14 protein-coding genes are annotated in these 16216 nt (G+C 51.8%); 4 read left to right on the forward strand and 10 right to left on the reverse strand.

Going from position 1 to position 16216, the window contains the following annotated elements; all coding sequences use genetic code 11:
• Nucleotides 1-357, forward strand: coding sequence for a dihydroneopterin aldolase (gene folB / locus I0P70_RS01105; protein WP_196114369.1), 357 nt, complete (start codon nucleotides 1-3; stop codon nucleotides 355-357).
• Between the two features lie 60 nt (nucleotides 358-417).
• On the opposite strand, the gene meaB is transcribed toward folB, so the two are convergent.
• The 9 genes from meaB to I0P70_RS01150 all read right to left on the reverse strand — a co-directional run bounded on the left by meaB (nucleotide 418) and on the right by I0P70_RS01150 (nucleotide 11080).
• Nucleotides 418-1398 (reverse strand): methylmalonyl Co-A mutase-associated GTPase MeaB, encoded by a 981-nt coding sequence (gene meaB, locus I0P70_RS01110; RefSeq protein ID WP_196114370.1) that lies wholly within the window; start codon nucleotides 1396-1398, stop codon nucleotides 418-420.
• Nucleotides 1399-1528: 130 nt separating this feature from the next.
• On the reverse strand, nucleotides 1529-2680 hold the full coding sequence (locus I0P70_RS01115; RefSeq protein ID WP_196114371.1) for a PD40 domain-containing protein: 1152 nt from the start codon (nucleotides 2678-2680) through the stop codon (nucleotides 1529-1531).
• A 147-nt stretch (nucleotides 2681-2827) separates the two neighbouring features.
• Complete coding sequence (treF, locus tag I0P70_RS01120; RefSeq protein WP_230391918.1) at nucleotides 2828-4408, reverse strand: alpha,alpha-trehalase TreF; 1581 nt, start codon at nucleotides 4406-4408, stop codon at nucleotides 2828-2830.
• A gap of 311 nt (nucleotides 4409-4719) precedes the next feature.
• Nucleotides 4720-4971, reverse strand: coding sequence for a hypothetical protein (locus I0P70_RS01125; protein WP_196114373.1), 252 nt, complete (start codon nucleotides 4969-4971; stop codon nucleotides 4720-4722).
• A gap of 85 nt (nucleotides 4972-5056) precedes the next feature.
• Nucleotides 5057-5572 carry a hypothetical protein gene (locus I0P70_RS01130; RefSeq protein ID WP_230391919.1) on the reverse strand — a complete coding sequence of 172 codons (516 nt, stop codon included), beginning with the start codon at nucleotides 5570-5572 and terminating at the stop codon, nucleotides 5057-5059.
• Between the two features lie 250 nt (nucleotides 5573-5822).
• Nucleotides 5823-6230, reverse strand: coding sequence for a hypothetical protein (locus tag I0P70_RS01135; RefSeq protein ID WP_196114375.1), 408 nt, complete (start codon nucleotides 6228-6230; stop codon nucleotides 5823-5825).
• A gap of 173 nt (nucleotides 6231-6403) precedes the next feature.
• A complete protein-coding gene (gene scpA, locus I0P70_RS01140) occupies nucleotides 6404-8548 on the reverse strand; it encodes a methylmalonyl-CoA mutase (protein ID WP_196114376.1) in 2145 nt (714 codons plus the stop codon).
• A 233-nt stretch (nucleotides 8549-8781) separates the two neighbouring features.
• Nucleotides 8782-9153 (reverse strand): DUF4440 domain-containing protein, encoded by a 372-nt coding sequence (locus I0P70_RS01145; protein WP_230391920.1) that lies wholly within the window; start codon nucleotides 9151-9153, stop codon nucleotides 8782-8784.
• Nucleotides 9154-9244: 91 nt separating this feature from the next.
• Nucleotides 9245-11080, reverse strand: coding sequence for a methylmalonyl-CoA mutase subunit beta (locus I0P70_RS01150; RefSeq protein WP_196114378.1), 1836 nt, complete (start codon nucleotides 11078-11080; stop codon nucleotides 9245-9247).
• A gap of 241 nt (nucleotides 11081-11321) precedes the next feature.
• Here I0P70_RS01150 and I0P70_RS01155 point away from each other — a divergent pair, with 241 nt between their 5' ends.
• Nucleotides 11322-12653, forward strand: coding sequence for an amidohydrolase (locus I0P70_RS01155; protein ID WP_196114379.1), 1332 nt, complete (start codon nucleotides 11322-11324; stop codon nucleotides 12651-12653).
• 62 nt (nucleotides 12654-12715) lie between these two features.
• Here I0P70_RS01155 and I0P70_RS01160 read toward each other — a convergent pair whose 3' ends face one another.
• Nucleotides 12716-14122: a T9SS type A sorting domain-containing protein gene (locus I0P70_RS01160; RefSeq protein ID WP_196114380.1), complete on the reverse strand. Its 1407-nt coding sequence runs from the start codon at nucleotides 14120-14122 to the stop codon at nucleotides 12716-12718.
• Between the two features lie 312 nt (nucleotides 14123-14434).
• Here I0P70_RS01160 and I0P70_RS01165 point away from each other — a divergent pair, with 312 nt between their 5' ends.
• Nucleotides 14435-15190, forward strand: coding sequence for a 5'-nucleotidase C-terminal domain-containing protein (locus tag I0P70_RS01165; RefSeq protein ID WP_196114381.1), 756 nt, complete (start codon nucleotides 14435-14437; stop codon nucleotides 15188-15190).
• A 13-nt stretch (nucleotides 15191-15203) separates the two neighbouring features.
• On the forward strand, nucleotides 15204-16139 hold the full coding sequence (locus I0P70_RS01170) for a bifunctional UDP-sugar hydrolase/5'-nucleotidase (protein ID WP_196114382.1): 936 nt from the start codon (nucleotides 15204-15206) through the stop codon (nucleotides 16137-16139).
• Nucleotides 16140-16216 lie beyond the last annotated feature (77 nt).

Genomic DNA, 16216 nt, shown 5'->3' on the forward strand with positions numbered 1-16216 from the left:
ATGGGACAGATTGCATTAGAGGGGATGGAATTCTTCGCCTTCCACGGTTTTTACGACGAGGAGCAGAAGATCGGCAACAAGTACGGCATTGACCTGCTTATCGAAACTGATTTGCGCCGTGCCGCCGAAAGCGACGACCTGGGTGAGACAGTAAATTACGAAGTGTTGTACGCACTGGCGCTGGAAGAGATGAAAGTCCCGGCCCGCCTGCTGGAGCACCTGGGGCACCGGATCATTGATAAGATCTATGAGCGTTTCCCGTTTGTGCAGTCCGTCAAAATTAATGTATATAAGTTTAACCCTCCGCTGGGGGGGATATGCAAGTGGGCTAAAGTTACTTTAGAAGAGGCCCGATAAATTTACTTATTGATGAAGAGCAGCCGGTACAGTGATGTATCGGCTGTTTTTTTTTGTGTCTTATACCAGCTTCAGCAGCTCCGACGCCGCTGCAAAAGCCGACTTTCTTCCTTCCTTTACCTGATCGGCTATACCTGGCAGTTGGTCCTTTACCTGCTGATGTGCATAGAAGTTATCCTCCAATCCTTGTCGTATGGCTTCGTACATCCACTGCAGGTTCTGGTCGTGGCGTTTTCTTTCAAAAAAGCCGTTCTGCCGGGTTAGCTCTAGGTATGCGGCTATCGTTTGCCAGATCGTATCGAGGCCGGTTTGCTCCATTGCCGAACACACAGATACTTTCGGTAGCCAGCCGGAGGCAGCCATAGGGTATAAGTGCAGGGCGTTCTGGTACTCGGCACGGGCTGCTTTGGCTTTCATGGCATTTTCACCGTCAGCTTTGGTAATGGCTATGGCGTCGGCCATCTCCATGATGCCGCGCTTGATGCCTTGCAGTTCGTCGCCGGCACCGGCCAGCATGAGCAGTAGGAAAAAATCGACCATGGCGTGCACAGCCGTTTCGGATTGGCCTACCCCAACCGTTTCCACAATGATGGCGTCAAAACCGGCCGCTTCGCAGAGGATAATCGATTCGCGGGTGCTGCGGGTCACACCGCCCAGCGACTTGCCGGCAGGAGAGGGGCGGATAAAAGCCTGCGGATTAACAGAGAGCGACTCCATTCGGGTCTTGTCGCCGAGTATACTGCCGCCAGTGCGTTGTGAGGTGGGGTCGATGGCGAGTACAGCCAGCTTTTTACCCTGCTCCTGAATCAGGTGATTGCCAAAGGCTTCAATGAAAGTGCTCTTACCCACGCCTGGCACACCGGTTATACCTATGCGCACCGACTTACCGGCATGTGGCAGCACCTGGTTGATGACGTCCTGCGCCAGATCCAGGTCGGAGGCCAGCCGGCTTTCCACGAGTGTGATGGCGCGACTCAACATGACCCGGTCACCGGCCAGGATGCCCTCTACATACTTTTCAGCGCTGAAACGTTTTGCCAAGGCGGTATAGCTTTAGGTATAGAATCGATTGTATTACAAATTTAGAATTTATGCGTTACCGAGCCAGCTATTTGTACGAAACAAAAAAGCCGGACAAACTGCCCGGCTCCGTTAATCACTATTTTATACCTCACTTTACATTAGCAGACCTTGCCGCACCAGACCGTATACCTTGCGGGAAGTTTGGCAGACCGAGGTCGCTTTTGCGCCCACCGAGGTGTAGTCCCATGTCTACATAGCCGCTCTCTTTGCCCAAAGCGTTCGGTTTGTTGATTACGCCCAGATGAATGTTGTCCTGACGGGCTACATACATTTTGCCATCCTGCCCGAGTTGTATGGCGCCTATACGCGGACTGCCGGAAGTACCCACAACAACAGCTGACTTGGCAATAGCCGCTTCATCACCAGCCTGCAGGTCAAACTGTATAATCTGTGCTTTGCCGCCGCCTTTACCGTTAGCAGTGCCATACAGCTTCGTGCCATCTGGAGAGAAACACACGCCATAGGCTTCTTCGTAGCCTTTCAACAGAATAGGGTCAGATACCTCACCGGTACTGCGGTCAAAACGGAGCACCTCAAAATTGCTATCACTATCCCACAGGGCCGCTGCCAGTCTGGTTCCATCCGGTGATGGTACTAAATAACCAATCGCTTTCCGGTGAGCGCCGCCGTGCACCGTGCCCACGTTGGTCATCACGGGCTCCATGTTCACGCCATCAGCCGTCACCAGGTAGGCCATGTAGGCATTGCTGTTCCAGCGGTGCGCAATCACCCACCAGTCGCGGTTGTTGCTGTGGCGTATGGCGGTGAGCTTCTCAGTGGCCGGTGCGATCATGAACACGTTACGTGCCGTGATAGCACCGTTGCCTTCGTCCTTGTTCATGTTCACCACGCTGTAGCGCAAGCCATTGGACTGTGCCTGTATGTCGGTCGTGAAGATGTAAAAGACGCTGTCGTTCGCTGGCTTCGGTATAATCAGAGCAGATTGCGTGGAGGACTTCATGCCCATCAGGCCGTTACCGTTTGGCATCACCCGATGATGCTTATTCCAGACCGTAATGCCATTAGTATAGAACAGCAGATTGCCCTCTTTGTCGGAGATGGAGGCGCTGCCTTCTTCGGTATGCAGTCTGCTATTGGCAACTGCCGTTACGCTGTCGCCTCTAAAAACCAATCCGGCTCCTTTGCCGAAGTACCAGTTGGCTGTTTCACCCTGTGCAAAAGCTGTAAAACTGCACAGCAACAGAGTGGTAGCTACAAGGATATGTCTAAGCTGCTTCATAAGCGATTTTATAGATATAACGCTCCTGTTGCAAACTGAGTGCCAGTTTCCGGATCAATCTGCAAATCAGGTATAGCAAGTGCCAGCTATACCTGATTTGTGAAACGCTATACCTATCCTATAATTGCGCTGCAGACCAGGTATAGCTTATCGGCTTTGCAACATGGCAGGCTGTCGTTCGGCGATCGGGCGTAGTTCAGGGTATAATGCTATCAGTTTGAGAAACACACCGTTGGTCCACCCAAAGCCATCCTGGTTAGGGTACTCCCCGCCACCTGCTTCGAGTTCGAGGTTCTCTACATTATACTTCTCTACCATTTTGCCTGTGTTTTCGTGTACTTCGGTGCCGAGGGTAATCCATCGGGTTGCAATAGTGCGGGCCAAATCCTGATGATTGTAGTTGCGCAGTGCCTGTATGCTCATCCACTGAAGCGGTGCCCAGCCGTTCGGCGCATCCCATTGCTGGTCGGTGTGCACCAAAGTAGTGGCGAGTCCACCGGGCTTCAGGAAGCTGCTTTGCAGGCGCTCAGCCACGGCAGCTGCCTGGCGGCGCTTGGCCATGCAAAAGTAAAGCGGGTAAACAGCGGCTAGTGTCGGGATGTTGGTCGTGGTGCCCTGCACAAAGTCATAATCGTAGAAGAAGCCGTCTGCCTCGTGCCACATGTGCTGGAGCACTGCTTTACGGCGGGCCTTAGCTTTCTGGCGGTATAGTCGAGCTCCGGCAGGGTCTCGCTCCAGTTCGGCCATCTCTGCCAGCGTCAGCTCCATGTGGAAGAGCAGCGAGTTGAGGTCTACAGGCAGAATGTCGGTGGTATGGATCGTGCTCAGGCTTTGCTTGTCGGAGAACCAGCGGCTGCTGAAGTCCCAGCCCGACTCGGCGGCGGCTCTGATGTGGCGGTATACCTCCTCCGGCTGCCTCCCCGACTCCTGGGCGATGTGCACGTCTTCTTTGTAAGCCTCAGGGCGCGGAGCTGGTTGGTCGTCCCAGTAGCGGTTGAGAATACTGCCATCCGGCAACAGCACTACCCGGCGGTGAGTCGGGTTGGCAGGGCTAAGCTGCTCGGCGCCATCCATCCAGAACGCGTATTCTTTTCGGAGTGCGGAGGCATATTTCACCAACACATCACGGCCCATCTCCTGGGTGAGCAGGTGCAGCATCAGTGCGTAAAAGGGTGGTTGGGAGCGGCTGAGGTAATAGCTGCGGTTGCCGTTCGGTATATGACCGGTGGTATGGATGAGGTGCGTGAAATTGTCGACCATGTGCTGGATCAAGGCTTTCTCGCCGCTTACCTGCAACCCCAGCATGGTGAAGAAGCTATCCCAGTAGTAGATTTCCTGAAAGCGGCCTCCCGGCACCACATAGGCATGGGGGAGGGACAGTAGCGAACCGCCACTTTCGTCGGGCATGCGGGTGAGCACAGGCCAGAGCTGTCGTATATGCGCTGTTACGGAGAGGCTGGTGTCGGTCGTGAAATTAGAAGAAGGCTGCGTCGGCAACAGGAAATGCTCCAATACGAACCCCTTCAAATCGAAGCCAGGCTGCGCACGTTGCTCCCGGTAAGCCTGTAAAATATGCGCTGGTTCCTGCAGAGGCACACAATCGGCGAAGGTTTTGGAATCCGGGAAGACAGGGAGGAGCTGCACATCGCGAAAAAGCTCTTGTAAGTCGGTCTCCGGCCGGTACTGGGCCTGTACCGGGGAAGGAGCGAAAATATAAGATAAAAGCAAAAGAATCAGGTTAAGTAAGAAGTATGATTTTTTTGATTTGCCTTGCTTCATGGTCAGCACATTTTATATGAATCTGTATTCATACGAATTAAGGAAGCAAGGGGTCAAGTATACTATTATGCAACCTATTACACAAGCTATAAAACAAGAAGATTATTTGTTTCCTGAATACCTGCAGGAAAATCTTGAAATAGTATGGAGCGATCTGTTCGTTTGGAAGTATTACTATTGTAATATAAAAAAAGCAGGAGGCCGTTTGATTAACCTCCCGCTTTTCGTTTGATTTTTTTACCTATTTGACTTACAGTGGCTTACATCGTGGTGCCCCCTGTTGTGCTACCGCTTGTAGTGCCGGTTGTGGTGGTGCCGGAGACATCTGTGCCTGTACCGCCACTGGCGTTCTCAACCCGGTTGTCTTCCAGCGAATCGCTGTTTATGTCCCGGGTTTCAATGGATTGATTATCCGGTACAGATTGCTGATTCTCGCTCCCGCAAGATGTTAACAGCAAAGAAGCTGCACCTAGACATAGGCCGGCAGTAAGTGAGGTCCATTGTTTTTTCATAGTCTGATATCAGTTGTAGAGAATTGTGGGAATTATATTCTGGTTGCGGCAACTTAGAAAGTGCCGCAACCAGAACTTAGTTAAACTAGTTGCCAGTGGTGCTTCCAGAGGTTGTGCCAGTCGTAGTGCCACCAGTTGTTGTGCCAGTGTTGGTACCACCTGTAGTCGTTCCAGTGGTAGTGCCGGTTGTTGTACCAGTCGTGGTTCCTGTAGTCGTTGTACCGGTTGTAGTTCCGGTCGTTGTTCCCGTTGTGGTTCCGGTAGTAGTACCGGTGGTCGTACCAGTCGTGGTACCGGTGGTCGTACCCGTGGTAGTACCGGTTGTGGTTCCAGTGGTCGTACCAGTAGTGATACCTGTTGTTGTACCAGTAGTCGTACCACCAGTTGTGGTTCCGCCTGTCGTACCGCCCGTAGTTGTTGTGCCGGTAGTTGTCATACCTCCGGTGGTAGTGCCTGTAGTAGTTCCAGTGGTAGTGCCCGTTGTCGTTCCGGTAGTTGTAGTTCCGGTAGTTGTACCAGTCGTGGTACCCATTCCTGCAGTATCTTCAGGCATAACATAGCCATTACCCTCTATGCCGGTTTCCTGTGTGTCCCCTTCCATAGTTTCAGGTGGCATTTCCGAGTTTTCCCCGGATTCCCCTCCACATGAGGTTAGACATAAAGCTGAACTTATAAAGAGAGAGGCAGCTGCTGTTTTCCAATTCATTTTCATAGCATACTAGATTTTAAGTTACACATTCTCTCTTTTACGGTTAATTTGAAGATGCGCTACAGAAATATGCCGGTATTAAATGCGGGTTACTACTTAATTATCAATAAGTAGCAATGCCAAAACAGCATTTAAAGATGATTTAACGGCTGAATGGATGCCGTACGAATGATACCTGTCCCATAGCATCTTTCTCGTAGCGGGCCAGGGTATAGGGCGCAAACTGCGGATCGAAATTCTGTTGTCCGGGCTGTACCTGATCTGGTGCTGGCTGGTTGTTCAGGAAGAAGTATACGCGTGTGGTGCCATACTTGGTGTGCGGCATGTAGTTGCCGTATTGCTCCATTTCCTGCCACAAGGTGTCGGCCACGGTTACCGCATAAATCCTGACAATTGGACCAGTATTGTTCTCGTTGCGGTAAAAAGCCGCCTCTTTGAAGTCACCATCCAGGTCGTCGACACTGGGTTGGGAGAAGGAGTCGTAGATGAAGTAAATGACAAGGACAGCGGTAATAGCGAGAAGAAGGTATTTTATTGATTTAGATGACATAACGGAGTTTTGTGATTGCTACAAAGGTACGGTTTAAAAAGACCCTTGGCAAAGTACTGGTGTGCCGTATACCTATCAGAACAGGGAGTGTGTCTGAAAGAACTTCAGCTCAGAAATAAAAAAGCTGCAGCCAACCGAAGTCGACTGCAGCTTTTTACTCTTAACTCCTAACGCTATTCCTTCACTGCTCTGATCAACTGCTCCAGAATATTCTGAGCCGCTACCGAAATGATGGTACCTGGGCCAAACACGCCAGCTGCGCCTGCTTTGAACAGGAAGTCGTAGTCCTGGGCAGGTATAACACCGCCCACGATCACCATGATGTCTGCACGGTCCAGTTTGCGGAGCTCCTCTATCAACTGCGGAACCAGTGTCTTATGACCGGCCGCCAGTGAAGATACACCCACCACGTGTACGTCGTTTTCAGCGGCTTGCATGGCTACTTCAGCCGGAGTTTGGAACAATGGGCCAATGTCCACGTCGAAGCCGAGGTCGGCGAAGGAGGTGGCGATTACCTTGGAGCCGCGGTCGTGACCGTCCTGTCCCATTTTGGCAACCATGATGCGTGGTCGGCGGCCTTCCATTTCCTCGAACTGGTCTGCCAGTACCTTGGCCCGCTCAAAGTTCTCGTCGTCGGAGAGCTCGGCGGAGTATATACCTGATATGGATCGAATCACAGCTTTGTGTCTTCCGTAAATTTTCTCTAATGCGTCAGATATCTCACCCAGTGTAGCACGGTGGCGGGCAGCGTTCACAGCCAACTCCAGCAGGTTGCCTTCATTGGACTCTGCAGCAACTGTCAATGCTTGAAGGGCTTCTTCTACCGCTTGGTTATCGCGGCCTTCTTTTACCTGTGCCAATCTGCGAAGCTGCGATTCACGCACCACGGTGTTGTCGATGTCGAGGATGTCGATTTCCTGAATCTGATCCGGGCGGTATTTGTTCACCCCCACGATCACATCCTTACCGGAGTCGATGCGAGCCTGCTTGCGGGCGGCGGCTTCTTCGATGCGCATTTTCGGCAGACCGGTCTCGATAGCCTTGGCCATACCGCCAAGTTCTTCCACTTCCTGAATCAGTTCCCAAGCCTTGTGTGCGATCTCGTGTGTGAGGGCTTCTACATAATATGAACCACCCCACGGATCTACCACTTTCGTGATGTTAGTTTCCTGCTGTAGGTAGATCTGTGTGTTGCGGGCAATGCGGGCCGAAAAGTCGGTTGGCAGCGCAATGGCCTCGTCGAGTGCGTTGGTGTGCAAGCTTTGCGTACCGCCCAAGGCAGCGGCAAGTGCTTCCACGCAGGTGCGGGTCACGTTGTTGAAAGGATCCTGTTCGGTTAAGCTCCAGCCAGAGGTCTGGCAGTGCGTGCGCAGCGCCAGCGATTTCGGATTCTTCGGGTTGAACTGCTGAATCAGCTTGGCCCACAGCATACGGGCAGCACGCATTTTGGCGATCTCCATGAAATGGTTCATGCCAATGGCCCAAAAGAAGGAGAGGCGCGGTGCAAATACGTCGATGTCCATACCTGCCTTCAGACCCGTGCGCACATACTCAAGGCCGTCGGCCAGGGTATAGGCCAGCTCAATGTCGGCGGTGGCGCCGGCTTCCTGCATGTGGTAGCCCGAAATGGAGATGGAGTTGAAGCGCGGCATGTTCTGTGAGGTATACTCAAAGATATCTGCAATGATCTTCATACTCGGCTCTGGCGGATAGATATAGGTATTGCGCACCATGAACTCCTTCAGGATGTCATTTTGGATGGTGCCGCTCAGCTGCTCCGGCGTCACACCCTGCTCTTCGGCTGCCACAATGTAAAAGGCCATGATCGGCAGCACGGCTCCGTTCATAGTCATGGATACCGACATCTGGTCCAGCGGAATCTGGTCGAAGAGGATCTTCATGTCCTCTACAGAGTCGATGGCCACACCGGCCTTGCCCACATCGCCTACTACGCGTGGGTGATCTGAGTCGTAGCCGCGGTGCGTGGCCAGGTCAAAGGCAACCGAAAGGCCTTTCTGACCACCTGCCAGGTTGCGGCGGTAAAAGGCGTTGGATTCTTCGGCGGTGGAGAAACCGGCGTACTGGCGGATCGTCCACGGCTTCTGCACATACATGGTGCTGTAAGGCCCGCGCAGGTATGGCGGAAGGCCGGCAGCAAAATCCATGTGCTCGAAGCGCTGCACGTCCTCGGCAGTATAGTAGCTTTTGAGCGGAATCTGCTCCGCCGTTTTCCAGTCCTTCGGCTTCAGCGGGTCTTTCGGACCATGCTCCGCCTTAGCGACCTTGTTGATATCTATGTTCGAAAAGTCAGGTTTCATTTTTTTGAATGAGTGATTGAGTGATTTAGCGAATGGGTGATTTTTAGTGCATCCTCCACTAGATCATACTGCTTATTTCATTTAGTAATTTAGTGATAGACAGAATTAGTGAATGAGAGATTAAGTGGTTGTTTTAATTTGTGGATTCGTTACCTCAACCATATTTTCAATACTTGTTAAATCAATAAAAATAAAAACCACCCATTCACGAACTCGCTCAATCACTTAATATATCAGCTCGCGTGCTCGGAGGTGATGACCCAGCGGCCTTCTACCTTCTTCCAAAGCTGCGACGATACACCGCCCATGAGCTTTTTGCCCTGCAGGTCGATCTTCCAGCGATACACGTAGTACACGGCCTCCGGACCAACCTGCTCGATGTGTAAAGGCTCGTAAGTGTACTCGCCCATCTTGCTACGGTCGGTGAAGTCGGTCTGGAACATCTCCAGCACTTCTTGCCAGCCTTTTTCAGTACCGTTACGGCTGATCCAGAGCATGTCCGGCGACTCCCAGTAGAAGTCCATGGCATTTTCCAGTTCGCCTTTGTTCCAGGCGGCTACCTGTCCGTCGAGGGCTTGTTTTACTTCTGATATTGCGTCAGCCATAGCGATGCGTTCGTTTTTTACAGTTTTATCCGTGTGTGTTGTGCAGGAAGCTGCCAGTATACCTGTTAACAGAAGAGTGGCGGCAAAGTGCTTAGTTCGCATTAGTGTCCTCTTCCCGTGCTAGTCTTTTCTGCACCAGCTCCAGAATGGTAGACATATCGCAGTCTTCAAAGATGAACTCGTCATAGCCATTAGCCACCATTTCGTCTTTCATCTCCTGTGGATTGTCTGCCATGATAACTGTTGGTCTGTCTTTGTGCGCACGCAGCCTTGGTCCGAACTCACGGGCGTAGGTTTCTTCTGGCGTAGCCACGACCACTACTTCCGCAGCTGCATGCAACAACCTGTCGGCTGCCTCGTGTGGGTCGTTATATTGCTGCAGCTCTGTATCGAAACCGGCACAGCTAAAGAACTCTTTTGCAAAAGTAGCATTGACATGCTGTCGCTCAGAGCTGCCGATAACAGCCACAACTGCTCTTGGACGACGCTGTCGCTTGCGTAAATGCAGTTCGGTAGCCATGCGCATTACCTCGGTCGGGTAGGCGGCGCGGGTTGTATCGAACTCGGCACGTTGAATCAGTTCCTCCGGGTCGAAGTCTATCTTTTCTTTCTGGTTCGGGTATTTATTGGTGCCCACCAGCACCATGCGGCCTGTGGCAATGTCACGGAACTTCTGGCGGTTTACTTCTGTGACAGTGCCTAAAATGAAGCCATTGTCATACGCGGCTTCAAAACCTCCCTGTGCTTCCACTTCTTTGAACAGCTCCCATGCTTTGGTGGCCAGTTCGTTGGTCAGTGAGTCCAGGTAATAAGAGCCGGCGGCAGGATCCACGGCCTTGTCGAGGTAAGATTCCTCTTTCAGGATAATGGACACGTTGCGGGCAATGCGCTCCGAAAACTCGTCTGAGTCCTTGAAAGTGCTGTCGAAAGGCAATACGGTTAGGGAATCAGTGCCTGAAAGTACTGCCGACATGGCCTCGGTGGTCACGCGGAGCATGTTCACATAAGGGTCAAGGGTGGTCTGGTACCAGCTAGAGGTTGTCGTGTGGATGCGCAATTTTGCGGCCAATGCTGGCTCTGCCTGGTAGGCCTCCACCACGGCAGCCCACAACAGGCGCAGGGCACGCAGCTTTGCAATTTCAAAAAAGTAATTGGTACCGGCTCCCATGCAGAATTGCATGTTGCGCAGCACCGACTCAAGCGGCTCCCCGGCTGTGGTGAGGCGATCGGTATAAGCTACGGCGGCACTCAAGGTATAGGCTACCTCCTGTATAAGCGACGCGCCGATGCTACTGAAGTTGGTGCCACAGACAGTTACGCCATAAAAGTCGCTGCTATCCTTGGTCAGGTCGAGCACGGTGGTGATGGCTTTGCTTTCTGCCTCAGTCAGGACTCCTTTACCTGACATCGGATCGTAGTTCAAGAAGCCCTTCAGGTTGCGGTGCGAGATGTTCTGCGCTGCAAGCAAGGTATAAAGCTTCTTTAAAAACGCAGCCGGATCGTTGCTCAAGGTATAGCTGACAGACTGGGCCGTCAGATCGATGAGCTCGGCCAGGTAGGCAAGGTCAAATGTCGCCGGGTCTTCCACAACGAAATGAACGCCGTCGGCGCCTCTGCTCAGGGCGTCAGCCGCTTTGTCAATGGCGATCTTGCTGTTGGTCTCCGCTTTTATCTTCTGGATATTCTGCCAGCTGTTATCGCTACCGGCATTGCCGCGCAGAAAAGGGAAGTCTCCAGGTTTATGTTGCGCAAAAGGCAGGTCCTTGATGTCTTCGCGGGTATAGTAGGGCTTGATCGTGATGCCTTCGTAGGTTTGCCAGGTGAGGCTTTCGAGGGGTGTTTCGCGCAGGTCTTTTTTTGCGCGTTCCGCCCAGTCGTCTGCCGTGGCCGGCTTGAATTCTGAGAATAGCTTCTGCTCGTCAGTCATCGTGTATGGGTGTTATTTCCGTGTAAATATATACTTTCTCTATCAGCTTATGAAAAATAGGCGGGGTGCAGTTGTATTATGGTCATGCTTATAACTGTACGTGTACAAAGGAGCGTAGGTATAAGGTATGCTGCTTCGCAGGGACTCTGTTGGCTGAAGGGGCATGATGCCTGATTATTTTGTTGGCATGCATCGTGCAAAATGAGTAGCTTTAGTATTCCCTAAAAGTTATACCTCAACCATGAAGATACCTCAACCCCTGCTTCGCCAGGCCTTGCCGTTTTGCCTCGGTCTGTTCGTTACTGTACCTGCTTTTGCGCAGGACTCTAAACTACTGGCCAAGGCCAACACCATGGCTGATAAAATAGAGCCGAAAGTGATCGAGTGGCGCCGCGACTTCCATCAGTACCCGGAGTTGGGCAACCGTGAAACCAAAACGGCCGAGAAGATTGCAGCGCACCTGCGTAAGCTGGGTATGGAAGTGCAGACCGGTGTGGCCCATACCGGTGTAGTAGGCATTCTGAAGGGCGGCAAGCCCGGGCCGGTAGTGGCCCTGCGTGCCGATATCGACGGCCTGCCGGTAACCGAACGGGTAGACCTGCCCTTCGCCTCCAAAGAACGCAGCACCTACAATGGCCAGGAAGTAGGCGTGATGCACGCCTGCGGGCACGACACGCACATTGCCATGCTGATGGGGGCCGCCGAAATTCTGGCAGGTATGAAAAATGACCTTAAGGGAACGGTGAAGTTTATCTTTCAGCCCGCTGAGGAAGGCTCGCCGATTGGCGAGGAGGGAGGAGCTGCGCTAATGGTCAAAGAAGGCGTGCTCGATAAAGGGCCAAAGCCTGAAGTGATCTTCGGGCTACACATTAACTCGCAGACAGAAGTTGGTACCATCAAGTACACCCCGGGAGGTACCATGGCGAGCGCCGACATCTTCCGCATCAAGGTAAAAGGCAAGCAGTCGCATGGTGCTTACCCCTGGTCAGGTATAGATCCGATCGTGGTGTCAGCGCAAATCATCAACGGCCTGCAGACGATCATTAGCCGCCAGACGCACCTACCGGAAGGCGCCGCTGTGATCACGGTGGGTAGCATCCATGGAGGTGTGCGCAATAACATCATACCTGAGGAAGTGCTGATGGAAGGCACTATCCGGGCGCTGGATGTGGAGATGCAGAAGAAGCTGCACGAAAAGATTAACTTGACCGCCACCAAAATTGCCGAGAGCAGTGGTGCGGTGGCAGAGGTAGAGATTATCCCGCAAACTCCTGTTACTTATAACGACCCAACTTTGACAGAGCGCATGCTGCCTACACTGCACACTGTGGCCGGACGCGACAAAGTGGTATTGGCTAAAGCCGTGACCGGTGCTGAGGACTTTGCTTTCTACCAGGAGAAGATCCCGGGCCTGTTCCTCTTCGTTGGCGGTATGTCCAAAGGCAAGAAGCCAGAGGAAGTAGCCCCGCATCATACACCGGATTTCTTTATCGATGAAAGCGGACTGAAGCTGGGTGTGAAGACACTGACGAGCCTGACCTTAAATTACATGGAAGGAAAAGGTAAGAAATAAACAGAACAGGTATAGAAAAGGCTCCCTCACCGACTGGTGGGGGAGCCTTTTTGTTTCTGAGGCTACTGCAGCACCAGCTTCCCTGTTTCGATGGGAGAAAGCTGGCTGGTGAGGGTATAAGTATACAGACCCGAAGCCAGCTTAGCCGGTCGTATGAAGTTATTTCTGCCTGGCCTTAAGGTATAGCTTGCCACCACTTTGCCCGTGATGTCCCGCACCAGCAGGTGCAGGCCTGGCAGGTCAGGTGCCTCAATGGTAAACTCACCCCGTGTAGGGTTCGGGTATAGCTTCGGCCTTTCAGGAAACAGGTTGTCGCCGGAAGAAAGCGGGCGCCGCTGCTCTCCTATGTAGAAGTAGGCAAAGGCCCAATCAAACTCAACATCACGCGAAAAAGAAGAATTAGATTCTCTGTTGAGCTGCCTCGCCCGCATGCCCATGAGGTAAGGCTCCGTGCGCTCCAGATTAGCAGAAGGTGTAAAGGTATAGGTAACTGCGAAGCCCCCTAGTGTGTCACGGTAACTCAGCGAAGAAGCAACTAATTGTAGTGTATCTATTTCTCCAAAGGCATTAGCCGTCAAAGGCAGGTCACTATCAGCGTTCTCGCGGAGGTAGAACTCGAGTTTGACTGGCTGCCCGGGCCATGTTTGGATAGAGCCGTCTGCATTTATTGTTAGGCGGTCCTTGTTTATAATGCTAATCGTGGGCAGGCTGGATCGTTCGAGTACGTTCATAGTAAAATCTACTAGCATAGACCCGACTTCCCGCCCATCACGCATTTCTGTTATTAACACTGCTATTACGTATTGGCCTTTTTGAACAGGGCTAGGCCAGTGCAGTTCGCCAAATTCGTTTATGGTAAGTCCAACAGGCCTGGTGTAATTAGGAATCTCATCTGTTTGACCGGCTTGGTTTTTGTGTCGGGGTGTCACAAGTTTATACATCAGATAATCGCCATCCGCATCGTAAGCCAGTAAATTATGTATCCAGGGCTCACCGACAAAAGCATCGATGATGGGTGAGCCTGCTAGTTTAGCTCCGTTTAGGTTTTGTGGTGTGGCTCCGACTTTCACGCGGGTATAGATGTTTAAAGATACTTGATCTGATATCCCTCCAATATTGATGATGCCGCCATTACGGTTTTCGCTGGTCCATTGCACCAGGTAATTACCAATCGTCTCGTAAGTATAAGTCCAGCTAAAGGTCTGTGTGGTGTAGTGTCTGCTTGTGCGGATGATAGGAATATTCCTTTCTACTCGTACCGTGTTGCCATCGCCCATTGCCATTATAGTATAAGGTTCGTCGGCAGGGGAGTGGGCAAAAGCCGAAATTGTCAGTACAAAATTATACCTCAGCGGATTCTGCGGGTCCACCGTGTAGCTGATGTGACCACTGTAAATGTGGGTTGCCTGAGACACTATCGGCACAAAAAGCAAGCAGGTAAGGCAAAGGAGTAAATGTATTTTATTCATAGCTAAGAGATTAGAGGTGGAGGTTTATTATAATACGAACAACTGTTTTGGTTTAGTATTATTCATTTAAATATTTGACTATTTGTCTCTTGCTTTATACCAACATAATCTTTCGGATGACAAATAAGTAGTGAAAGCTGAGATAATAATTCATGTATAAAAATTAGGCCTCAAAGATATAGCCAAACATTTATATAACTGGGTGACAACGTGTAAGTTTTTAGTAAGTGCCTAAGAAAAAATAATCTAGGCTGGCACTTTGCCGGTACCCCTCAATGTTGATAACTTTGGGGATAATTACAGCAGTACCCCATGAAGCGCCCTTATTTAAAGTACATCTCCGGGTTGGCCCTGGCCCTGAGTTTGGTTGCCTGCCAGCGGCCTTTGCAGCCTTCGGCCAATCTGGGCGAGACAGACCTGGCCGTTGACAAAACCATAGCAGTTGATCCGGCAGTGGAGGCGCTGGTGGCTCCGTACCGCCAGGAAGTAACCGTGAAAATGTCGGAAGTGGTGGGGACGGCGCCTGTGGCCTTGGGCAAAGGTGATTACGAATCGCCACTTGGCAACTTCGTGGTGGATCTGCAGCTGGCTCAGAGTGAACCGATCTACGGCAAGCCGATCGACCTGTCTATTACGACAGAGGGTGGTCTGCGTGTGCCGCTGCCGGAAGGCAACATTACTACAGGCCATATCTTCGAGCTGATGCCTTTCGAGAACGAGATGGTGGTACTCACCCTGAGCGGAAAAACCGTGGAGCAGCTGTTCGACGATGCCGCCGCCCGTAAGATCATCTACATTGGCAATGCCACCTATACCGTAGCCGATGGCAAGGCACGAGACATTAAAATCAAAGGCCAGCCCTTCGATCCGAACAAGACCTATACCTTGCTGACATCCGACTATCTGGCCGGCGGCGGCGACAATCTCGTCATGCTCAAGAACCCCATCAAATATGAAAAGCTGGGCCTCTTGCTACGAGACGCTATACACCAGCAAATACAACAGCTCACAGCTGCTGGCAAACAGGTAACAGCTCCAGCCGAAAAGCGTGTGACCGTTATCCAATAAGCTATACCTGATCATGAAGAGAAGAGACTTTTTGAAGCACACGGCCCTCGGCGCGGCAGGTATAAGCATGCTGGGTATGCCGTTTTCGGCAGAGGCCGCCCGTGATGGTATCAAACTGACCATCCTGCACACCAATGACCAGCACTCGCGCATAGACCCCTTTCCGGATGACGGGCGCAAGTATGGCGGTATGGGCGGTATGGCCCGCCGTGCCACGCTGATCAAAAATATTCGGCAACAGGAGTCGAACGTGCTTCTGCTTGACTCCGGCGACATCTGGCAGGGCACGCCGTACTTCAACTTCTTTGAAGGCGAGCTCGAGTACAAACTGATGACCCAGATGGGTTACGATGCCGCTACCCTCGGCAATCATGACTTCGACATCGGACTGGAAGGACTGCAAAAACAGCTTCCGCTGGCCGGTTTTCCGTTCCTCACGGCTAACTACGACTTCTCCAATACCATCCTGAAAGGACGTTTTCAGCCTTACAAGGTATTCGAAAAGCAGGGTGTACGGGTAGGCGTGTTTGGCCTGGGTATAGAGCTGAATGGCTTGGTGAGTAAGAACATGTACGGCGAGACCGTATACCTGGACCCTGTGGAGAAAGCCCGCGAAATGGTGGAGGTGCTGAAGGAGCAGGAGAAGTGCCATTTGGTGATCTGTCTTTCGCACCTCGGCTACAGTTACGACACCGAAATGATAGACGACCGCAAGCTGGCGACGCGGGTGAGCGGCATCGACCTCATACTGGGTGGGCATACCCATACTTTCATGGATAAGCCAGAGGTGCTACGCCACGAAAATGGCCATGAAACCATGATCAATCAAGTGGGTTGGTCAGGTTTGTTTTTGGGCAGAATAGATGTTACATTCAGCAGAAAATCAAAGAGAAGGACCGACACAAGGACCGCTGTCTTGGCTGTGGATAACCCTGTATTAACTTCGTGAATAAATAATTTTTTGTTTAGAATAAATTAGTCAAATTTGTAACCCCCCGCCGTTAAGGAGAGGTTTGTTGCACCAAA

This window comes from Pontibacter sp. FD36 (assembly GCF_015686655.1).
In the GTDB taxonomy this organism is placed as follows: Bacteria; Bacteroidota; Bacteroidia; order Cytophagales; family Hymenobacteraceae; genus Pontibacter.